Raw genomic sequence first — 20,312 nt, forward strand, 5'->3', positions numbered from 1 at the left:
ATGATATCGTACTTTGCGTTCTTTTTTATTTAATCTTTCTCTGCGAACTTTGCGTTAATCTTATCTTCTCTTAATTCCTCTTCTTTTTAACTCTTTATGGTATCTGCTGGCATTACGATTGTGTTCGCGCAAAGTGCGTGCAAAAACATGATAGCCTGAAAAATCAGGATTCGCACAGAAGTACAGATATCGATGCTTTTCGTAGTTCAGTACTGCTTTCAGTCCCGAAATAGAAGCCTGACGAATTGGCCCTGGAGGCAAACCTCGATACTTGTAGGTGTTGTAAGGGGAATCTATTCTTTTATCTTTATTCAATACTCTTGTGATGCTAAAATCGCCCAAAGCAAATTTCAAAGTCGGATCTGCATCCAGCTTCATTTTCCTTTTCAATCGGTTCATATAAACTCCCGCAACACGCGCCTTTTCATCTTTATTAATGGTTTCTTCGTCAACAATGGAAGCCAAAGTACTGACCTCAACAGGAGATAATCCAATCTTTTTTGCCTTCTTTAATCGATCGGCATTCCAAAATCTTAAATACTCTTTATACATCCTGTCCATAAAAGCACGACTATTGGTATTCCAATACAACTGATAAGTATTGGGAATAAACATGCCAATTATGCTTTCTGGCTTAAAACCATATTTTGCAATTAGCTTCTTATCGCGTAAAGCAGTTAACAAACTAATGGAATCCGCCTCAATTTGCCTGGCAATTTTACCTGCAAAATCCTCAAGGGTTCTGGTGTTGTTAAAAGTCAATTGAATTGGAACCTGCACTCCTGATCTAAGCAAATTTACCAAGTCGTTATTGTTCATTTTATCCTTAATTAAATAACGACCGCCATGAATGTGATGAGCAAAGTTCTTCTTGTTCATTACCCATTCCAAAGAGTTTATATTTTTCAACCACTCCCGCTCTTCCAATAAAGCAATTACCTGTTCTTGGTTTGCCGAACTTGGAATATACAAATATGCCGTAGCCTCTCCCTTTAAATCAATATTTGAAGAAAAAATTCTGCTGTACAGCTTAAAAAGAATTGCTCCTGCCACAATCAGTATCAACATTACAGAAATCAGGAATATTCTTAGTTTTTTAGAACGAATGTTATTTAATCGCAAAAGGTTTATCATCGTCTATTATTGAATATAAATGCTAAGTTCACAAAAATAAAAGAAAAATAAGTACCTAGAATATTTAAATCACTTAAAATGCCTAAAGTGGATATGCATTTGCAGACATATAAGTTTAAGTACTTGCAACTTTAAGTACTCTAAGTACCACCAAAATGTTATATTTGAATCACAAATTATAAACATACACACATGAACATTTCAGCTAATTTCGATAGTGGAAAAATAGAAGTGATTGAGGCTCTTGATCCACAAAACATTCAATTGAGAATTCCAAACGATACCAACTCGGAACATTTTCAGTGGTTCTATTTCCGTTTATCGGGAATGCAGGAGCAAGCTGTTAAAATGACGATTCAAAATGCAAACGAAGCATCATATCCCGAAGGATACCAGGAATACTATGCCCTTGCATCATACGATCGCGAGCACTGGTTTAGAGTTCCCACTTTTTACGATGGCAAGCATTTAAGCATCGAGCATACACCGGAATTCAACTCGGTTTACTATGCCTACTTCGCTCCTTATACTTATGAGCAGCATTTAGATTTGGTTCACAATGCGCAAATGTCGCAGGAGTGTGAATTGGTGTCGATTGGTAAAACTGTTGAAGGCAAAGACATCGACATGCTAATTGTTGGTGAGCCTGATGACAACAAAAAGAAGATCTGGGTAATTGCTCGTCAGCATCCGGGCGAAAGTATGGCAGAATGGTTCATACAAGGATTATTAGGCAAACTGTTGGATGAAGATGATCCGGTTGCAAGAACTTTGCTTAACAAAGCTGTCTTTTACATTGTTCCCAACATGAATATCGACGGAAGTATTGCAGGTAACCTGCGTGTAAACACCAAAGGATTTAACTACAACCGCGAATGGGCCGAGCCTAGCGAAGAAAACAGTCCCGAAGTATTCCATGTTCGCAACTTGATGGATGAGTATGGTTGCGATTTGAATTTAGATATCCATGGCGATGAAGCATTGCCTTACAACTTTATTTCAGGCATAGAAGGAATTCCTTCGTTCGATGAAAGATTAAAAAATTTAACAGAAAAATTCATTGACACATGGATGGCTACATGCCCTGATTTTCAAGACACTCACGGTTATCCTAAAAACGAACCTGGCAAAGGTAATCTCGCAATCTGTTCAAAACACATTGGGGAACGATTTAAATGCTTATCTTTGACCATCGAAATGCCATTCAAGGACAATAATGATTTACCCGAACCTGAATGTGGTTGGTCAGCAGACCGAAGTATTTTACTTGGAGAATCGGTTCTTCAGCCAATTATGAAGGTAGTAGATCAATTAAGATAAGATATTAAAGACTATACTTCTAAGTATATTACTCGAAAGGCCCATACTCAAGCTTCCGTGAGCGTGGGCTTTTTTTATTATCCAATAACAGCATTACCACGAAATCAATCCTATTCTTTTCTCCTTTTGAGTTTATTCTTTCGTAAAATCATTGCGATAGCTAAGCTATACCTCCATTTTTTGCCTTTACAAAACACAAAGTTCTCAATACAACTTAAAATTCATACCATAAAAAAAAAGGCATAACCAGCAACAGCAACAGAACTTTTTTTGATAAACATTCTTATATTTAGTATTTGTTGAATATATTTATTATATATTTGTTAATTTTCTTTACAAATACTTGTTATCATATGGAATATTTATCACATCAAGAAGAAATAACCGATATATTCAACAATATCAGATCCTTTTCTTATGAAGAAAAGCATAACTTATTAGATACAGTAAAGTTTAACAGACTGACGAGAAAAAAGGGTTACGTACTTCTTGACGAAAGAATAGAGCTGAAAGGAACAATAGTCAACAAGAACAATAAAATAAGGGCTATTAACGAAAAATTGGAAAAATTAAGCTGGCTTAATCACCTCAATGAGGAATGCCTTATGCTGTTAAATGATATAATTGCATTGGCCAGAGATTTAAGAAACATTCTAATTAAACAGTTTGTCACTTTAAATCCAGCAATTAAAAAAGGGATTCTAAAAAACGAAATTAAAGATTTTATCTACTCTATAGATGAGTTAAAAGAAACTTATGAAGACTTAGAATCTGTATTTTTCTTTTTACCAAAAATGCAGGAATTCAAATAAAACACTAACAGATTATCATTAATAAGATGAAAATATATTGCCTAATAGATTTTAAGATTGAATTTGATAAATTAAAATCAATATTATCATACCATACATTAGAAAAAGATATCATTAAGCACTTTTTCGATAAATCTTATTCAGATTTATACTCAGGAATGCGATTAAACAACAGCTGCACAACTCCATACATCAAGAAAAGAATCAGAAGTATTGGTGGATTTCCATTTTACTTCCTATATATCATCAAGGATGAGAAATTATATCTGTTGTACGTTCACCCAAGAACAGGTACATTAATCCCGGATACTAAATCGGATGAGGCTAAAGCACACTTATACAAACGTGCAATTGATGCCATTGAAAACAATAAGTTTTTCGAATTAAAATTAAATGATGAGAAAAATCATATTTCATTTAACTTGAACTTCTTCTAAAATCCCGCCTCAGAAAGTCTTCTTCCTAGCTTTACTTTAAATAAATCAGACTTTTTGAGGAGGATATTTTTATTCGAACTTGGCTTAATAAGTATAGTATGCAGTATTAGATTATCAAAATTTTATCCCCGCCTTTCGGACTCGATTCTTGTTATCTTTTTTCATATTTTTAAACAGAAACAAGGTTTATATGAGATTTTACCCATACAATGATATTGTCTGTTCATCTGTTGATTTGTTTTGGGCTAACAAGCTTTGGTATATTTCGGTGCGCTGCACCTAATTTCTTATAAAGATTTTTTCTCTATAAATATTACGCAACTCTGTTGCTTGATATACATGGTTGTATGAATATGGTACGGAGTACCTGAATATCTATAGAATGATATTGTTTGTTCCTCCTAAGGTGCAGCGCACCGTTATATAGTTTTGTCTCTTATTATTGTGATTTTAAATCAATGATCAATAATTTCAATACAATCAATATTAATTCATTATAGGAAATACATACTCACAATCTTATTTCCATTTGATTTTTGCTGTTCAAAATAGAATGGCACTCATACAAAAAGATTGGAAGCAAGAACTTGAGAAATATATTACAGGAATCATTCAAAATCATGCTCACAAACTTATTGCCATTGGATCAATGCCAGATCACATTCATATTTTTATAGGATACAATCTTAATCGGAAAATTCCGGATTTGGTGGAAATCGCAAAGACATCAAGCAATGCTTGGATTAAAGAAAAAAGATTTACCCCATTTAAATATAATTGGCAAAAAGGATATGGTGCATTCTCTTATGCACATTCTCAAATTGATTCGGTTGCCAAATATGTGTTAAATCAAAAAGAACATCATATGAAAAAGTCCTTTAAGGAGGAGTATTTGTAGATATTGAGGAAGTATAATGTCCCATTTTAAGAAGAATATCTGTTTGATTTCATTTGAGATTTAGAATATATATCGTCCTGAAATAAAAAATTAACACCTTCATGTCTTCGGGCCCGATTCTTGTAAACTTTATTCATATTTTTAAACAGAAATGAGATTTTACCAATACATATCAGGCCTAATTCTATTCTTTTCAATTGCTTCGGCAAATGCGCAAGACTTAATCAAAGTGGATCAGATTGTTGGAGGATATCCTGCCAGCTTTTCTTCTACCGAAGACCTTGCACTTAAAATAACGCGCGATTTTTCAACCGATTTAGAGAAAGTAAGAGCTGCATATACTTGGATTGCTTTGCAGGTTGACTACGATATAAAAGCTCTGAGCAAGCCACAAAGAGTTCGCTTCTCGTATCGATCACAGGCCGAACTGGAAGCCAAAAAAAAGCAGTTCCGAGAAGAACTGGCTTTGTATACTTTACTAAAACGCAAAGCTTTGTGCGAGGGCTACTCCACCCTTTTTCAGAACTTGTGCCAAAAAATGAATATCGAATGTGAAATTGTTTCGGGTACGGCTCGTAGATTGATTTCTGAAATAGGCAAAGCAAACTTGCCATCGAATCATGCATGGAATGCTGTTAATATTAATGGCACATGGCAATTGATAGATGTAACCTGGGCAGCAGGATGGGTTGATTATTCGAAAATGAAGTTTAACAAAGAATTTTCATCTGCTTACTTTGCTTCCCATCCCGATGAATTTGCCATGAAACATTTGCCCGATGATAGCAAGTGGTTGCTTTCGCAAAAAATAAGGAGCAAAGAAGGATTTGCAGCTCAGCCAATACCTTATAAATCATATCTTGGTAAAAATATTAAGCTTATTGCTCCACAAAACGGAACTTTAAATATTGCAAGATCTTCGGGTGTTCAATTTACACTTCAAAACCTTCCTCCCAATACCGATGTAGCGTATCATTTTAAAAAAGAGAAGTATGGACAAAAAGTAAAATCCTATTCCAAAGCTGATACATTAACATTTACTATTTATCCAAACACAAAAGGACGAGACGAATTGGTCATCTATTTTAATGGCAAGCCTGCACTTGGATACAAGGTGAATGTAAAGCACTAATCTTTAAAACCTGAGACACTACCACAAAATTTGAGGCAGTATCGGAGTTTGTCGATAACACAAAATTATATGCGGATCTCCTGTCGGCACTTCCCAATGGCTTATCGTAACTTCCCTATAGCTTGTCGCCTCTTCCCTATAGCTTGTTGTCGCTTCTCTGTAACATGTCGCTAATTCTATATGATTTGTCGCCACTTGTTTATAGTTTGTCGCCCCTTTTCTATAAGTTGTCGTTGCTTCCCTATGGCTTGTCGCCACTTCTCGATAGTTTGTCGCCACTTCCCTATAGCTTGTCGTCGCTTCCCTATGGCTTGTCGTCACTTCCCCAAGAACCTGCGTCGCCTAAAAATCAGCCACTTACCCCTAAAAACCTTAGAATTTAATTAACAATACCCAAAGGAGTACTTGCAAATTGTAAACAAACTACAACAAACAACAAAGGTTTAAAGCGAACCTGCAAAGCACCATCGCATCACAACAAACTTAGGATAAGGGCATTAAAAAAGCCTTCTCTTAACAAGAAAGCTTCGATTTGTTATTTCAACTTACAAACTATTATAACGTGAGTTCGACGTAAAATTCGTTCACAGTTTGATCTGATTTTGAGTAGAAATTTTCTCAAATTTTCGAAGGAATAACGGGATATTTCAAGAAGATTTGAGGAAATTTATGCCGAAAGCAGGCAAACACATAATGGAAAGTTCTCTTTACGACATCTTCACATTAAAAATTCCTCAAAATAGCACGCTATTCTTTCCAAATTTTTAATGCAAATCTATCCCAAATATAACTTTCTGTGGATAGAATTTTACGTCGAACTCACGTTATTATAATAGAAGCATTACTAATGCTTTATAGATTTGAGGATTTGTAGAATGAAATTGGAAATTTCTTTAATTCTCATCACGGAAGAACAGCTTATAGTAACTCAAATCACGAGCCGCATCGTAACCTTTTTCAATAAACTTACGCTGACCATGAATGTAAACATGAAAGTTCTTGTCTAGTTTTAGCACATGTTTAAAGTAACGCTGCTCACCTTTAACGGCATCGTTACTAATATCAAATTCAGGTTCAATCGAGGTACCTCTTTCATTCTGATAATATTCTTTGTATTCATCAAAAGCAGAAGCAACCTCGGGCTGTTCAATTACTTCCTGTTTAAACAGATCTTCGTTGAACTCTTTTTTATCTTTAAAGAAATTGATCGATTTGTTCATCATATCAATCTGGTCGGCCTTGGCAACTTCGTTTTCATCGTTATACACATCACCAATAAAGCCTTTACACATGTCCAAATAATTCTGAGTATGGTAGAAATTGTCTTCACGAAGTTTCAAATCCAAAAAGTCTTCTTTCCAGTACAATGCATCTTTGTTTGGATTGGTTTTATCTACAATACAAACCTTAAAGCCTTTCTCCTTTTCGGTATTAAAAATCAAGCAACCTTTATCCAATTTCTTGATATTAATGCCATCTTCGCAACCCAATTCGAAGTTCTCTTGTCGCTGATAAACTTTTAAGAAGGTGTCTTTATTTTCAGATTTAAATATCCCTAAAGCATTGCAAACCTCACCATCAACCACGCAACCAGAGAAGGCTACAAGATAAAACTCACCTCCCTTAATATTTGGGTGATTCGATTTCTCGTACAAATGAACCGCAATGTTTGTAGATTGATCGTAGAAGCTCTCGTTGTTCTCAAAAAATTCTGAAGCATAGCAATATACTTCGTTCATGTTAATACCAGCCTCATTTTGAAAATGGTAAAACTCCTCCTTATTAAAGGCAGTAAGAAAATATTTTAGTAAAACATCCCTTACATCCTCATCATCAATTTGGATTTCTGATTTAGAAAGTTTTAGATCCTCTTCAAGGTGTTTGTTTCCAACATTGTGTACTACAATGCGATCCAGATTTATCTCTTCAAAATTAAACATATGGTACTATTTTATGAATCTGACAAAGATACGCACTTTCGTTAAATATTGAATTTGTTTTTTTTCATATCAGATTCTTTCATAGATTTATTAGAACAAAATCAATCGATATGAATAAATCCTTTATTTTAAGCATTGCATTACTTTTCTTATTTATGGGTAGCCTAAAAGCTCAACAAACAGAAAAAACTTCCAGTTCCGGATTAAAATACCTGGAATACATTCCACAAGTTGATACAGGAAGCGAAGGTTTTCCCTTACTCATTTTCCTTCATGGAATGGGCGAAAGAGGAGATAATCTGGATAAATTGAAGGTACATGGACCACCATCTTTTCTTGATGAAAAAACAGACTTCCCATTTATTACCATATCACCACAGTGTCCTGATAAAAGTTATTGGAGTGAAGATATTCTGCTGCCTTTTTTTGATGAAATCATAGATAAATATCCTGTTGATAAGAAACGAATTTACCTAAGCGGATTAAGCATGGGTGGCTTTGGAACCTGGGGATGCATAGTAGCTAAACCTGATTTGTTTGCAGCAGCTGTGCCTATTTGTGGTGGTGGAAATCCAAAAAAGCTCGAGGCTGTAAAAGACATGCCAATTTGGGTGTTCCATGGTGCAAAAGATAAAGTTGTACCCCTCATCCGATCGGAAGAAATGGTAAATAAACTGAAAGCTTTAGGCAGCCAGGTAAAATTTACCGTTTACCCTAAAGCCGGTCATGATTCGTGGACCGAAACCTATGCCAATCCTAAATTGTACGAATGGCTTTTGTCGCATCATAAAAATTAGACAGAAGTACATTATTACTGATACCCTTATAAGGGGTATTATTCTTTATACAAATATTTTAGATTGTTAAAAGAAAAACGATTACACTAAAAAGATTAGAAAATTGTACAATCGAGGAATTCTCGCATTTTAAGGGAAAAACTCTTCTCGAAAACGAGGAGATATTTGTACAGAGGGGAACCAAAAAGTAAGAGCATCAGATGTACCACTTTCTACTTCCTACTTCCTACTTGATACTTCTTACTTTACCTTTCCTCTGTTTCCTATACAGCAGATATCCCACGATGAGAACCCATAGAATAGTAATTCCAGCTATTGGTATAAACAGAATATACAACTTCCCAAAAATGTATTGGTATATGCGTCCTGTATGAACCTCAAGACAAAGATTCCATAAAGACATTGGGCTCTCTTGAATATTTGTTGGCATCCTAACAAAACCAGAATCATCACTTAAATTTCCTGCTCCCAGATTGTAATCGAAGATGATCTCACGTCCTTCCTTATCCTTTAAATATCCGGCTATGGGATGAGCCGCTATTGGAGGTCCCATTCTGCGAACAGGAACATGAGGTCGCTTGCTAATGTAATCGAATATCAGATTTCGTTCTGGCATCCAATAAAAAATACCGCTAAACGAACCAACTAAGTATTGACCTTCTCCAAGCTTTTCAAATACATTTACTCCCATAACCGAAATAGGAGGCTGATTTTGATATCTTTCAGGTGCAGTTGCGAACAAATCGTCACTATAGTAAATGCCTTCATTGGTTGCCAACATGATTCGATCAAGCTCATCATCATATAGAACTCTTCTCAATTGATCGTACAAAGGATTCGGATTGTCAAGATGTGTAAAAGGAATTTTATCTACCCGACTGTGGGCAATGGGAATTAACAATGGAGGACGTAAAAACATTCCTGTAATTGTGGTTAATATCAGAAATACAATTAACCAGTTTCCAAAATGATTGTGCCATTTCAAGTTAAATTTTAAGAATGAGATTTTTCTTTTTGCAGCTCCTCCTCTTTTCTTTATTCTTTTAATCCAATCGGGAAATAGGAAATAAACTATTCCACTAAAACACAGAAATAGAAAAACCAATCCTATAAAATCTACAAACAGCTTTCCAAACAGTCCGAATGCTTCGCCACTGTGAATTTCCCATAGGGTTTTGAATAAGCTTGTTTTACCATCGTAATTTGCACTGGCAGGAATGTTTACAATTTCGAAAGTATTAGCAGTTTTCTTCAATAAATTGCTTCGGGTAAGAATGTAAAGATCCTTGCCGACTTCCATAAAATCAACAACTCTCTCCTCTTTTATAGGAAGATCAATCTTACTCCATTCACTATTTTTGTGCTGATAAAGTCCAAACAAAGTTCCTGCAAACAATTCTCCTTTCTGGATTTCGATTATTTTTTCAAGCTTTCGGTTATCGATACCTTCTGGCAAACCAGCATTAAAATCAGTAAAACTATTAAGGCTATCGGCACTTTTCCAAACACCAATATTCCCATAGATTAGCGAAGAGCCATCGGAAAGGTGTATTGCTGATTTTACAGCTGCCTTGTTCCAGTTTTTATACTGATATTCCGATCCAAGATATTTACGATTTACTTCGCAGGAAGAAAACAGAGCTCGATGGTTCATTATTATCCCGGAAATGGAAAATAAAATGATCAAAATTGTGAGCACTAATGATGGCCACTTGTGGTATTTTTTCAAAAACTGAATTGTTTTGCTCTTTGCCATACGATAAAGATAATATCAAAAAAAATGTCTGAAAGAACAGCAAATTGCTTCGATCAGACATTTTTTTACTTTAACCTAAAACCTACGAATCTTTTACAGATTGTAAAAAAATACGCCCCGCTCAAACTCCCTCTCATCAAAACTATCTTGGGGCGTATTTTATATTAATTCAAACTATCTTTTAGTTCAAAAACATTTTCATGTCCTCATCTACAGTACCAATTCCACCAATTCCGAAAGTATCAATCAATACTTTTGCTACGTTTGGCGATAGGAATGCTGGCAATGTAGGTCCTAAGTGGATGTTCTTAACACCTAGGTGAAGAAGCGCTAGCAATACAATAACAGCTTTCTGCTCGTACCATGCAATGTTGTATGCAATTGGAAGATCGTTGATATCGTTCAACTCAAATACTTCTTTCAATTTTAAAGCGATAACTGCCAATGAGTATGAGTCGTTACACTGACCAGCATCCAATACACGTGGAATACCTCCGATATCACCTAGCTCTAACTTGTTGTAACGATACTTAGCACAACCTGCAGTTAAAATAACAGTATCTTGTGGTAATTTTGCAGCAAATTCAGTATAGTAATCACGACCTTTCATTCTACCGTCGCAACCAGCCATCACAAAGAACTTACGAATAGCACCTGATTTTACAGCATCAACAACTTTATCTGCAACCTGCATTACCTGGTTGTGTGCGAATCCACCAACGATTTTACCTTTTTCAATTTCGGTTGGAGCAGCACAAGTCTTCGCTAACTCAATAATTTCTGAGAAGTCTTTCTTTCCGTTTTCATCAGCAACAATATGCTTAAATCCCGGGAAACCTGATGAACCGGTAGTAAATACTTTATCCTGGTAAGTTGAGTTCGCTTTTGGAGGAACAATACAGTTGGTAGTGAACAAGATTGGTCCGTTGAATGTTTCGAACTCTTCGTTTTGCTTCCACCAAGCATTACCATAGTTACCTACAAAGTGCTCATATTTTTTGAATCCTGGATAGTAGTTAGCAGGCAACATTTCTGAGTGTGTGTATACATCAACACCAGTTCCTTCAGTTTGCTTCAACAAGTCTTCCATGTCTTTCAAATCGTGACCTGAAATTAAGATACCCGGCTTGTTGCTAACACCAATATTTACTTCTGTTACTTCAGGATTTCCGTAAGCAGATGTATTTGCTTCATCCAAAGTAGCCATTGCAGTTACACCATTAGCACCACACTTCATTACTAAACCTACTAAATCGTCAGCAGAAAGAGTATCATCGGTAGTTGCTACTAAAGCTTCTTGCATGAAAGCGTATAACTCATCTTTTTCGAAACCCAAATTGTAAGCGTGCTCAGTATAAGCTGCTAAACCTTTAACACCATAAATCAAAAGCTCACGCAATGAACGAACATCTTCGTTTTCAGTTGCCAAAATACCAACAACACGAGCTTTTGCATCAAAATCATTTTCAGAATCGGCAAACCAAGTTGCAGAATGATGAAGATCACCGAAAGAAACACCAGCTTCTTCAGCTTGTTTTTTAATTTCTTCTCTTAATTTTAATCCTTCGCGAATCGCTTCAACGAATTTTACTTTATCGAAGTTTGCATTTGTAATAGTCATAAACAAACCGTTCATAACGAAGTTGTTCACTTTCTCATTCTCAACACCAGCTTCGCGAGCTTTAACACTGTACACTGAAATTCCTTTCATCACGTACATTAAAAGATCCTGAATGTTTGCAACCTCATCGGTTTTTCCACAAACACCTTTAATTGTACAACCAGTTCCCTTGGCTGCTTCCTGACATTGATAACAAAACATGCTCATAATAGTATTTCTTAGTGTTATTTATTTAGTTTATTTAGTCTTCAATTCATGTCACAATTGGAATTATTTCCTTTTGACATTACAAATATCCGACATCGTCAACCTAAAAAGTGTAACGGATGTTACAAACACTAAATTATTTCAGATTTTTTTATCTTTTTTTCTTTTACAAAAGTTTAGAGATAAAAAAACCCAACCGAAATTCGATTGGGACTTAAATATTGTATGGTATCAAAGCTAAAGTCTTTTAAACATTCGCTTTAGTTTCTCTTTTAACTCACACTTGCGTTTCTTATAGCTTGCCAACTGTGTTGCTGTTAAAACATCACTAAAATCATTTTCCTTTTGTAGTAAACTGTCACGAACTGCTTGCATACATGGAAAACCTGCTTTTTCGGTAGTTAATCGATCTATCTCTTTTTCGCATTCGAGATTTAGTTCCTTCACCTTAGATATTTGCTCATCGCTTAAATCTAATTTTTCGGTCATCCATTGGGTAATTACATCTGCCCTTTTCTCAGCTTCTGTATTCTTTTTAGCACTAACTGTAGCACTTACAAAAACAAATAATAGAATCAAATTTACTTTTACAAACTTCATAAACCTCATTTTTTGTTCTAAAATGTACACACAACTTCAAACGTTTGTTTTTAAAGAATGTTATACAAATCGACAGAAAAATATAAAAAATTAGAGAATTCAACAAACAGATTCTCAACATTCTGAGATAACAAATTAAGTGCCAAATGTATTAACAAAACACATATAAAGAATAAAGTTAAGTGTGCTATTTATTAAGAAATAATTAATAATTTGCGCTTTCTTTTATATCGGATCTGTGCTAATATTGGTATTTAATTAATACAGATGATATAACACATCGAATTAATTGTGAAGTTGAACTTATTATCCAAATGAATATGAAATCGATAAATATCTATACCGATACAAAAGCCTTAATTTTTGATTTAGATGGAACACTGGCCGACACAATGCCATTGCATTATGAAGCCTGGAAAAAAGCTGCAGAACTTATGAATGTTGAATATTCATTCGAGTTTTTATCAGCCTGTGCAGGAATGCCATCTTCTAAAATTATCGAAAAACTAAACAAAGAACACAACCGTTCTATTGATCCGCAGGAATTCTCAGATTGTAAAGAAGAATTTTTTGCTAAGGAAATGCATAAGATAACTGAAATTAAACCAGTAACTGATTTGGTATATAAATTCCATAAGCAGCTTCCAATGGCAGTTGGTACAGGGGGTAAAAGGAATATCGCACAAGAAACTTTGGAAATTCTTGGTTTGGATAAATACATTCCGATATTGGTGAGTGCCGACGATGTGAGCAAGCACAAACCCGAACCTGAAACATTCTTAAAATGTGCCGATTTAATGGGAATTGATCCTAAAAACTGCCAGGTTTTTGAAGATGGACTGTTGGGTATTCAAGCAGCCGAAAAAGCAGGGATGATGGTTACCGATGTAACTCCATTTTATTAAATCAATAACACTCATCATGTATAGAAAAATCCTCCTACTGATTTCTGTTGCATTTATTCTTTTCTCATGCTCCGAACAAAAAAGGGAGTATACATTAGCTTTTTACAATGTCGAAAATTTATTTGACACAATTAATGATCCTATTAAATGGGATGATGATTTCACGCCCGAAGGTAGGCTAAGGTTTACCTCTAATCGATACGAAGATAAGCTTGATAAACTATCGAAAGTATTAGCATCTATCGATACTTTAAGTTTACCTTCAATTATCGGTCTTTGCGAAATTGAAAACCGTTTGGTTATTGAAGATTTGCGTAATGAAGATGATTTAATTCACGGAAACTATAAAATTGCACACATCGAAAGTCCGGATAAAAGAGGGATTGATTGTGCTCTGCTCTATAAAAGTGAGGACTTTAAATACATCAAACACGAAGCAATTGGAATACAGTTTCCATGGGAACCAGAATATAAAACAAGAGATATCCTTCATGTGGAAGGTATTCTTGGAAAAGATACGGTTCACATTTTTGTAAACCACTGGCCCTCGAGAATAGGAGGACAGGAAAAATCGGAGAAAAACAGAGTTTTTGTAGCAGAACAATTAAGAAAATCCGTGAATCAAATTCAAGACAAAAACCCATTGGCCAAAATCATTATCATGGGCGATTTTAATGACGAGCCAAACAACATTTCGGTTACCAATACATTAAAAGCAAATAATAATACATTGAATAAGCCTGAAGAATTACACAATCTGATGTATGATTTGTTTGAATCAGGACAAGGAACATACAATTACAGAGGTGATTGGAACATGCTGGATCATTTGATTGTTTCCAAATCGCTGATCAATTCGGAACAAGGGCTTAGCACATCTTTTGGTGCAGGAAAAATCTTTAAAGAAGATTGGATCTGCTATAAGAATAAGGATGGTATTTTAATCCCAAGCAGAACTTATGGAGGGCCAAATTATTATGGGGGATACAGCGATCATTTCCCTGTTTACTTTAAATTAAGGAATTAAGTATCATCTCTATAAAATAGCAATGCCGACCCTACAATGAGTCGGCATTTTTGTTGAAAAAACATTTTTAGGTTCACATTGTTTCTCTATTTTAGCATTGCTTTATAGGAAAGAAAGAGGGAATGGATTTTAAAATTGTATCGAAATTTAAGCCAACTGGCGATCAACCGGAAGCCATAGAAGAATTGAGTAATGGATTGAATGATGGTTCACCATTTCAAACTCTTCTAGGGGTTACTGGTTCTGGTAAAACTTTTACCGTTGCCAATGTTATTCAGGAAGTTCAAAGACCAACTTTGGTTCTGAGTCACAACAAAACTTTGGCTGCTCAATTGTATGGTGAGTTCAAAAATTTCTTTCCTAACAATGCTGTTGAGTACTTTGTCTCCTATTACGATTACTATCAACCAGAAGCTTACCTGCCTGTAACCGACACATACATTGAAAAGGATCTTTCGATTAACGATGAAATTGAGAAATTAAGGCTTAGTGCTACTTCTGCTCTTCTATCAGGAAGAAAAGACGTAATTGTTGTTTCTTCAGTTTCTTGTTTATATGGTATTGGTAATCCAGATGATTTCCACAACAATGTTACTGTTTTGGAAAAAGGTCAAATTATTTCACGCAACAAACTTCTTTTCGCATTTGTTGATGCACTATATTCGAGAAACGAAGTAGAATTTGAACGTGGACACTTTAGAGTAAAAGGTGATACTATTGATATTTATCCCGCTTACGCTGATTTTGCTTACAGAATTATTTTTTGGGATGATGAGATTGACGAAATCTATTCTTTTGATCCGATTAATGGGCTAAAAATAGAAGATTATGACAGGGTGACTATTTACCCAGCCAATATATTTGTGACAAGTAAAGATCGTGTTCAATCGGCCCTACATCAAATTCAGGATGATATGCTTGCACACGTAGCTTTCTTAAAAGAAATCGGAAAACATTTGGAAGCGAAAAGGTTAGAAGAAAAAGTAAGCTTCGATTTGGAAATGATTCGAGAACTTGGTCATTGCTCAGGCATAGAGAACTATTCACGGTATTTCGATGGCAGACCGGCAGGAACGCGCCCTTTCTGCCTGATCGATTATTTCCCTGATGATTTCCTCATGGTAATCGACGAAAGTCATGTTACCATTCCACAAATTCGCGCCATGTATGGTGGCGATCATTCTCGAAAAATCAACCTGGTAGAGTATGGATTTCGATTACCAGCTGCCCTTGATAACAGGCCGTTAAAATTTGAAGAATTTGAGGAGGTAACCAATCAAACCATATATGTGAGTGCAACTCCTGCCGATTATGAATTGGAAAAGTGTGAAGGAGTAGTAGTTGAACAAGTAATTCGTCCAACAGGCTTGCTTGATCCACAAATCGATGTACGCCCAAGTTTAAATCAAATTGATGATTTGATAGCAGAGATTAATAAGCGAACAGAAAAAGATGAACGCACCTTGGTAACAACCCTTACCAAGCGTATGGCAGAAGAACTATCGGAATACTTTGCCAATTTAAGCATTCGCTGTCGCTATATACATTCTGATGTTGATACTTTGGATCGTGTTAAAATAATGGAAGACTTACGAAACGGCGAATTCGATGTTTTAATTGGTGTCAACCTGTTACGTGAAGGTCTGGATTTACCAGAAGTGTCATTGGTTGCAATTCTTGATGCAGATAAGGAAGGATTTCTTCGCTCTACCAGATCACTAATTCAGACTTCAGGTAGAGCTGCACGTAATGTGAATGGCAAAGTGATCATGTATGCAGATAAAATCACAAAATCGATGAAAGAGACAATTGATTCTACCAATCATCGCCGTGAGAAACAGTTAGCCTACAATGAAAAGCATGGAATTACTCCGCAACAAATTGTCAAATCAAAGAAGAGCATTATAGAACATTCTCAAAAAGCAGAGAAAAATGTTTATGGTGGTCCTGAAACAGTAGAGATTGCTGCCGATCCGGTTGTTCAATACATGAGTAAGGAAAGCTTGGAGAAGAGCATTGAGAAGACAAAGAAATTAATGCAAAAAGCTGCAAAAGACATGGATTTCCTTCAGGCTGCTCAATACAGGGATGAAATGTATAAAATGCAGGAGCAATTGAAAGAGAAAAATTCAAAATAAGGAAAAATAAAAAAGCAGTTTCTTTCGAAACTGCTTTAGTTATCTCGCGGGAACTTTTATCCCAAATATGATTTCAATAATTTACTTCGTGAAGTATGACGCAAACGACGAATCGCTTTTTCTTTAATCTGACGAACACGCTCACGTGTCAATCCAAATTTTTCGCCAATTTCTTCCAAGGTCATTTCTTGAATTCCAATACCAAAGAATAATTTAATAATGTCGCTTTCTCTCTCGGTAAGAGTAGCTAAAGCTCTATCAATTTCCCTGGTTAAAGATTCATTCAGGAGACTTCTGTCTGCGATTGGAGAATCATCATTCACCAATACATCCAACAAACTGTTATCCTCTCCGTCAACAAACGGAGCATCAACAGAAATGTGACGACCTGAAACACGAAGGGTATCTGCAACTTTATCCGCAGGTAACTCCAAGGACTCTGCTAATTCTTCAGGAGATGGCTTTCTTTCATGTTCTTGCTCGAATTTCGAAAATGCTTTGTTGATCTTGTTCAACGAACCAACCTGGTTCAATGGTAATCGAACGATTCGAGACTGCTCTGCCAAGGCCTGAAGGATAGACTGACGAATCCACCATACAGCGTAAGAAATAAACTTAAATCCACGAGTTTCATCAAATTTTTCTGCTGCTTTAATCAATCCCAAATTCCCCTCGTTGATCAAGTCAGGTAGACTCAATCCTTGATTTTGGTACTGTTTTGCCACAGATACAACGAAACGCAAATTCGCTCTGGTCAACTTTTCCAAAGCTCTTTGGTCACCTTTTTTGATTCGCTGCGCCAATTCAACCTCTTCTTCAACTGTAATAAGATCTTCTTTACCAATCTCTTGTAAGTACTTGTCCAAAGAAGCACTCTCACGATTGGTAATTGATTTAGTTATCTTTAATTGTCTCATAGTCCCTTTTCATCCAAAATATTTCGCAAAATTAAACTTTTTAATAAAAAAAGTCAAAATAAATTGTCATTTTATTCGAATATTTATATTTTTCTCGTTTGATTTTATTCATCCTTCCTAAGAGAAAAGGCATAGTATTTCACGCTGCCATTAGGATAGATACCAGAAATAAACACTCCTCCATCCTTAACGTTCTGCAACGCCTCTTCGATATCATTAATCTTATAAATTGGTGTGTTGTTAATTTTGTAAATAATAAACCCTTCTTTAATGTTCTCCTCCTTCAACTTCCCACTACGCAAATTCTTTACTTTAACTCCCCTGTTGATTTGAAGTCGATATTTTTCTTTTGAGGTAATAGGTTCAAAATCTGCTCCAAGGAAAGACAAATTTGTTGATTTTATGACGTTGGTGTTTCCTAACCTGTTACGCAGAACAACATCAAATTGTTTCTTTTTACCATCTCTTTTTATTAAAACTCCAATTTCATCTCCAGGGCGATACTTACTGACTTGTTCCTGAAGTTCAGATCCGGAGTTTACCTCTTTATTATTAATCTTTAGTATAACATCTCCCTCTTCAATTCCTACTTCACCTGCGGCTCCATCTTGTGTAATACCCGCAACATACACTCCTTCGATTTTATCAATTCCTTTCTCTTCTGCTAAATTTGCATCAACTGTCCTGATAGAAACACCTATCATGGCACGCTGCACTTTTCCAAACTCTTTCAAATCAGCTATTACTTTCTTAACAATTGTAACAGGAATTGCAAATGAATATCCCGAATAAGATCCGGTTCTTGATTCAATTGCCGTATTAATTCCAACCAAGCTTCCTTTAGTATCAACCAATGCCCCTCCACTGTTTCCTGGGTTTACCGCAGCATCGGTTTGCAAAAACGACTCAATACTTAAGCTTCGATCACGCATAATACCCAAATTTCTAGCCTTAGCACTAATAATTCCAGCTGTTACCGTCGATTTTAAGTTAAAAGGATTACCAACAGCCAACACCCATTCCCCAAGTCTTAAGTCATCCGAATTACCGAAAGCCATAGCAGGCAGATTTTCTTCTTCTATTTTAATCAAAGCCAAGTCTGTGTATGGATCTTGCCCAATTAATTTTGCTTCGTAAGATCTTTTATCATGGAGTACTACGTTAATAACATTTGACCCTTTCACCACATGATTGTTGGTTACGATATAACCATCATCAGAAATAATGACTCCTGATCCCGAACCCAGGCTTGGTTGAGGCTGATAGCCTCTACTGCTATTTCCAAAAAGAAAATCATAAAAAGGATTGGATTGATATTCCTCATTTGTATACAGTGTTTTTACGTGTACTACTGATTTTACAGATGATTCGGCAGCTATAGTTAAATCTACCTGACCAGTAACATTTTGAGGAAGATTTGTTAATTGAATCGCATTGGGTTCCTTAACCGTGATGATTTTATCCTCTCTATCAACAAATAAAACAAATAAAAGAATGGCTATTCCACCGCCAACAACTGCAGTTAAAAGTCTTCCAAAAAACAATTTAGCTTTCATGATGCATTAAAAAATTTTAAGAATGAAACTTAGATTAACCTTATTTAAGAATTCCAAAATCTATTCCAAACATAAAAAGTTACAAAATCAGATTCACATAGTCAATAGCTATTTTCTGAAATCATTTCATCAAAATCTGAGACTTTTCACTTTTAGAAACAGAGGGAATCCCAATAAGATTCTTACTTTTATCCTACAATTGTAACAATATAAATTCAGAAGTGTTTCACATTTTATAGTATTTAACACTTATTAACAGGATTACACAGCAATGCAAATTGAATTTTATAAATATCAAGGAACTGGAAACGATTTCGTTCTGATTGATAACCGCACTAACATTATATCCGCAAATAATTCGAAAATCATTAAACATTTATGTCATAGGAAATTTGGCATAGGCTCGGATGGTTTAATGCTATTAGAAAACGCTGAAGGGTATGATTTTAGAATGCGATATTTTAATTCTGACGGTGGGGAGGCAAGCATGTGCGGTAATGGCGGCAGATGCATTGTTGCCTTTGCTTATCATTTAGGAATTATCAATAAAAAAGCTCGATTTATTGCTGTTGATGGTGAGCATGAAGCCTTGGTTAAAGATGAAGGCCACTTTGTTCAGGTTAGTCTAAAAATGATAGATGTTTCAGGCATCGAAAAGGAAGATCATCATTATTACATGAATACTGGCTCGCCGCATTTTATAGAGTTTATTGAATCTCACGAAAATTTTGACACATTTTCGAGAGGAAAAGCAATACGCTATAATGATCGCTTTGCCAAAGAGGGCACAAATGTGAATTTCGTTTCGTTTAACAATGATGGCATTCAAGTTAGCACATATGAGCGTGGTGTTGAAAACGAAACTTATTCGTGCGGGACTGGAGTAGTTGCATCCGCAATTAGCTCTGGTTTAAAAAAAAGCAAAAATTACTTTAAAATATTAACCAAAGGAGGATGTTTGGAAGTTAAATTCGAAATAATTAACTCACAAAACATTACGAACATTTGGCTTATTGGACCTGCTACAAGAGTTTTTTCGGGTGTTACCAGTATTTAATATTGCTATTAGAAACGAGCATGATTAAAGTAATTATTATAAATACATGGTAATGATT

18 protein-coding genes are annotated in these 20,312 nt (G+C 35.4%); 11 read left to right on the forward strand and 7 right to left on the reverse strand.

Going from position 1 to position 20,312, the window contains the following annotated elements:
* Nucleotides 1-60 precede the first annotated feature (60 nt).
* Complete coding sequence (gene mltG, locus ACO05S_RS03360; RefSeq protein WP_421920136.1) at nucleotides 61-1,134, reverse strand: endolytic transglycosylase MltG; 1,074 nt, start codon at nucleotides 1,132-1,134, stop codon at nucleotides 61-63.
* Nucleotides 1,135-1,326: 192 nt separating this feature from the next.
* Between mltG and ACO05S_RS03365 the strand changes: the two genes are divergently transcribed.
* From ACO05S_RS03365 to ACO05S_RS03390, 6 genes are all read left to right on the forward strand, one after another.
* Nucleotides 1,327-2,454, forward strand: coding sequence for a M14 family metallopeptidase (locus ACO05S_RS03365; RefSeq protein WP_421920137.1), 1,128 nt, complete (start codon nucleotides 1,327-1,329; stop codon nucleotides 2,452-2,454).
* 353 nt (nucleotides 2,455-2,807) lie between these two features.
* Complete coding sequence (locus ACO05S_RS03370) at nucleotides 2,808-3,266, forward strand: hypothetical protein (protein WP_421920138.1); 459 nt, start codon at nucleotides 2,808-2,810, stop codon at nucleotides 3,264-3,266.
* 26 nt (nucleotides 3,267-3,292) lie between these two features.
* The gene (locus tag ACO05S_RS03375; protein ID WP_421920139.1) at nucleotides 3,293-3,703 is read left to right on the forward strand and encodes a hypothetical protein; all 411 of its coding nucleotides are present in this window, start codon (nucleotides 3,293-3,295) and stop codon (nucleotides 3,701-3,703) included.
* 496 nt (nucleotides 3,704-4,199) lie between these two features.
* Nucleotides 4,200-4,601 (forward strand): IS200/IS605 family transposase, encoded by a 402-nt coding sequence (gene tnpA, locus ACO05S_RS03380; RefSeq protein WP_421921272.1) that lies wholly within the window; start codon nucleotides 4,200-4,202, stop codon nucleotides 4,599-4,601.
* Nucleotides 4,602-4,752: 151 nt separating this feature from the next.
* Nucleotides 4,753-5,733: a transglutaminase domain-containing protein gene (locus ACO05S_RS03385; protein WP_421920140.1), complete on the forward strand. Its 981-nt coding sequence runs from the start codon at nucleotides 4,753-4,755 to the stop codon at nucleotides 5,731-5,733.
* A gap of 164 nt (nucleotides 5,734-5,897) precedes the next feature.
* On the forward strand, nucleotides 5,898-6,116 hold the full coding sequence (locus tag ACO05S_RS03390) for a hypothetical protein (protein WP_421920141.1): 219 nt from the start codon (nucleotides 5,898-5,900) through the stop codon (nucleotides 6,114-6,116).
* 510 nt (nucleotides 6,117-6,626) lie between these two features.
* Here ACO05S_RS03390 and ACO05S_RS03395 read toward each other — a convergent pair.
* On the reverse strand, nucleotides 6,627-7,673 hold the full coding sequence (locus ACO05S_RS03395) for a nucleoid-associated protein (RefSeq protein WP_421920142.1): 1,047 nt from the start codon (nucleotides 7,671-7,673) through the stop codon (nucleotides 6,627-6,629).
* A 110-nt stretch (nucleotides 7,674-7,783) separates the two neighbouring features.
* Between ACO05S_RS03395 and ACO05S_RS03400 the strand changes: the two genes are divergently transcribed.
* Nucleotides 7,784-8,470 carry a prolyl oligopeptidase family serine peptidase gene (locus ACO05S_RS03400; protein WP_421920143.1) on the forward strand — a complete coding sequence of 229 codons (687 nt, stop codon included), beginning with the start codon at nucleotides 7,784-7,786 and terminating at the stop codon, nucleotides 8,468-8,470.
* 226 nt (nucleotides 8,471-8,696) lie between these two features.
* Here the strand turns inward: ACO05S_RS03400 and ACO05S_RS03405 are convergent, their stop codons facing one another.
* From ACO05S_RS03405 to ACO05S_RS03415, 3 genes are all read right to left on the reverse strand, one after another.
* The gene (locus ACO05S_RS03405; protein ID WP_421920144.1) at nucleotides 8,697-10,226 is read right to left on the reverse strand and encodes a PepSY domain-containing protein; all 1,530 of its coding nucleotides are present in this window, start codon (nucleotides 10,224-10,226) and stop codon (nucleotides 8,697-8,699) included.
* Between the two features lie 181 nt (nucleotides 10,227-10,407).
* Nucleotides 10,408-12,054, reverse strand: coding sequence for a hydroxylamine reductase (gene hcp / locus ACO05S_RS03410; RefSeq protein WP_421920145.1), 1,647 nt, complete (start codon nucleotides 12,052-12,054; stop codon nucleotides 10,408-10,410).
* A gap of 237 nt (nucleotides 12,055-12,291) precedes the next feature.
* On the reverse strand, nucleotides 12,292-12,654 hold the full coding sequence (locus ACO05S_RS03415) for a hypothetical protein (RefSeq protein WP_421920146.1): 363 nt from the start codon (nucleotides 12,652-12,654) through the stop codon (nucleotides 12,292-12,294).
* Between the two features lie 320 nt (nucleotides 12,655-12,974).
* Here ACO05S_RS03415 and ACO05S_RS03420 point away from each other — a divergent pair, with 320 nt between their 5' ends.
* The 3 genes from ACO05S_RS03420 (at nucleotide 12,975) to uvrB (ending at nucleotide 16,724) form a co-directional block, all read left to right on the forward strand.
* Entirely contained in the window at nucleotides 12,975-13,559 is a 585-nt protein-coding gene (locus ACO05S_RS03420) for an HAD family hydrolase (protein ID WP_421920147.1), read from the forward strand.
* 16 nt (nucleotides 13,560-13,575) lie between these two features.
* On the forward strand, nucleotides 13,576-14,586 hold the full coding sequence (locus tag ACO05S_RS03425) for an endonuclease/exonuclease/phosphatase family protein (RefSeq protein ID WP_421920148.1): 1,011 nt from the start codon (nucleotides 13,576-13,578) through the stop codon (nucleotides 14,584-14,586).
* A gap of 122 nt (nucleotides 14,587-14,708) precedes the next feature.
* Nucleotides 14,709-16,724 (forward strand): excinuclease ABC subunit UvrB, encoded by a 2,016-nt coding sequence (uvrB, locus tag ACO05S_RS03430; RefSeq protein ID WP_421920149.1) that lies wholly within the window; start codon nucleotides 14,709-14,711, stop codon nucleotides 16,722-16,724.
* Nucleotides 16,725-16,780: 56 nt separating this feature from the next.
* On the opposite strand, the gene ACO05S_RS03435 is transcribed toward uvrB, so the two are convergent.
* Nucleotides 16,781-17,641 carry a sigma-70 family RNA polymerase sigma factor gene (locus ACO05S_RS03435; RefSeq protein WP_054719691.1) on the reverse strand — a complete coding sequence of 287 codons (861 nt, stop codon included), beginning with the start codon at nucleotides 17,639-17,641 and terminating at the stop codon, nucleotides 16,781-16,783.
* A gap of 104 nt (nucleotides 17,642-17,745) precedes the next feature.
* Nucleotides 17,746-19,197 carry a Do family serine endopeptidase gene (locus tag ACO05S_RS03440; protein WP_421920150.1) on the reverse strand — a complete coding sequence of 484 codons (1,452 nt, stop codon included), beginning with the start codon at nucleotides 19,195-19,197 and terminating at the stop codon, nucleotides 17,746-17,748.
* A 271-nt stretch (nucleotides 19,198-19,468) separates the two neighbouring features.
* On the opposite strand from ACO05S_RS03440, the gene dapF reads away from it, so the two are divergent.
* Entirely contained in the window at nucleotides 19,469-20,254 is a 786-nt protein-coding gene (dapF, locus tag ACO05S_RS03445; protein WP_421920151.1) for a diaminopimelate epimerase, read from the forward strand.
* Nucleotides 20,255-20,312: the final 58 nt, after the last annotated feature.

This window comes from Marinifilum sp. (genome assembly GCF_965230805.1).
Classification (GTDB): Bacteria; Bacteroidota; Bacteroidia; order Bacteroidales; family Marinifilaceae; genus Marinifilum.

Coding starts and splice junctions, on each gene's coding strand:
- ACO05S_RS03370 (WP_421920138.1), top strand. CDS start 2,808: ATGGAATATTTATCACATCAAGAAGAAATAACCGATATATTCAACAAT.
- ACO05S_RS03435 (WP_054719691.1), bottom strand. CDS start 17,641: ATGAGACAATTAAAGATAACTAAATCAATTACCAATCGTGAGAGTGCT.
- ACO05S_RS03365 (WP_421920137.1), top strand. CDS start 1,327: ATGAACATTTCAGCTAATTTCGATAGTGGAAAAATAGAAGTGATTGAG.
- dapF (WP_421920151.1), top strand. CDS start 19,469: ATGCAAATTGAATTTTATAAATATCAAGGAACTGGAAACGATTTCGTT.
- hcp (WP_421920145.1), bottom strand. CDS start 12,054: ATGAGCATGTTTTGTTATCAATGTCAGGAAGCAGCCAAGGGAACTGGT.
- ACO05S_RS03375 (WP_421920139.1), top strand. CDS start 3,293: ATGAAAATATATTGCCTAATAGATTTTAAGATTGAATTTGATAAATTA.
- ACO05S_RS03400 (WP_421920143.1), top strand. CDS start 7,784: ATGAATAAATCCTTTATTTTAAGCATTGCATTACTTTTCTTATTTATG.
- mltG (WP_421920136.1), bottom strand. CDS start 1,134: ATGATAAACCTTTTGCGATTAAATAACATTCGTTCTAAAAAACTAAGA.
- ACO05S_RS03415 (WP_421920146.1), bottom strand. CDS start 12,654: ATGAAGTTTGTAAAAGTAAATTTGATTCTATTATTTGTTTTTGTAAGT.
- ACO05S_RS03390 (WP_421920141.1), top strand. CDS start 5,898: ATGTCGCTAATTCTATATGATTTGTCGCCACTTGTTTATAGTTTGTCG.
- ACO05S_RS03425 (WP_421920148.1), top strand. CDS start 13,576: ATGTATAGAAAAATCCTCCTACTGATTTCTGTTGCATTTATTCTTTTC.
- ACO05S_RS03385 (WP_421920140.1), top strand. CDS start 4,753: ATGAGATTTTACCAATACATATCAGGCCTAATTCTATTCTTTTCAATT.
- ACO05S_RS03440 (WP_421920150.1), bottom strand. CDS start 19,197: ATGAAAGCTAAATTGTTTTTTGGAAGACTTTTAACTGCAGTTGTTGGC.
- uvrB (WP_421920149.1), top strand. CDS start 14,709: ATGGATTTTAAAATTGTATCGAAATTTAAGCCAACTGGCGATCAACCG.
- ACO05S_RS03420 (WP_421920147.1), top strand. CDS start 12,975: ATGAAATCGATAAATATCTATACCGATACAAAAGCCTTAATTTTTGAT.
- ACO05S_RS03395 (WP_421920142.1), bottom strand. CDS start 7,673: ATGTTTAATTTTGAAGAGATAAATCTGGATCGCATTGTAGTACACAAT.
- ACO05S_RS03405 (WP_421920144.1), bottom strand. CDS start 10,226: ATGGCAAAGAGCAAAACAATTCAGTTTTTGAAAAAATACCACAAGTGG.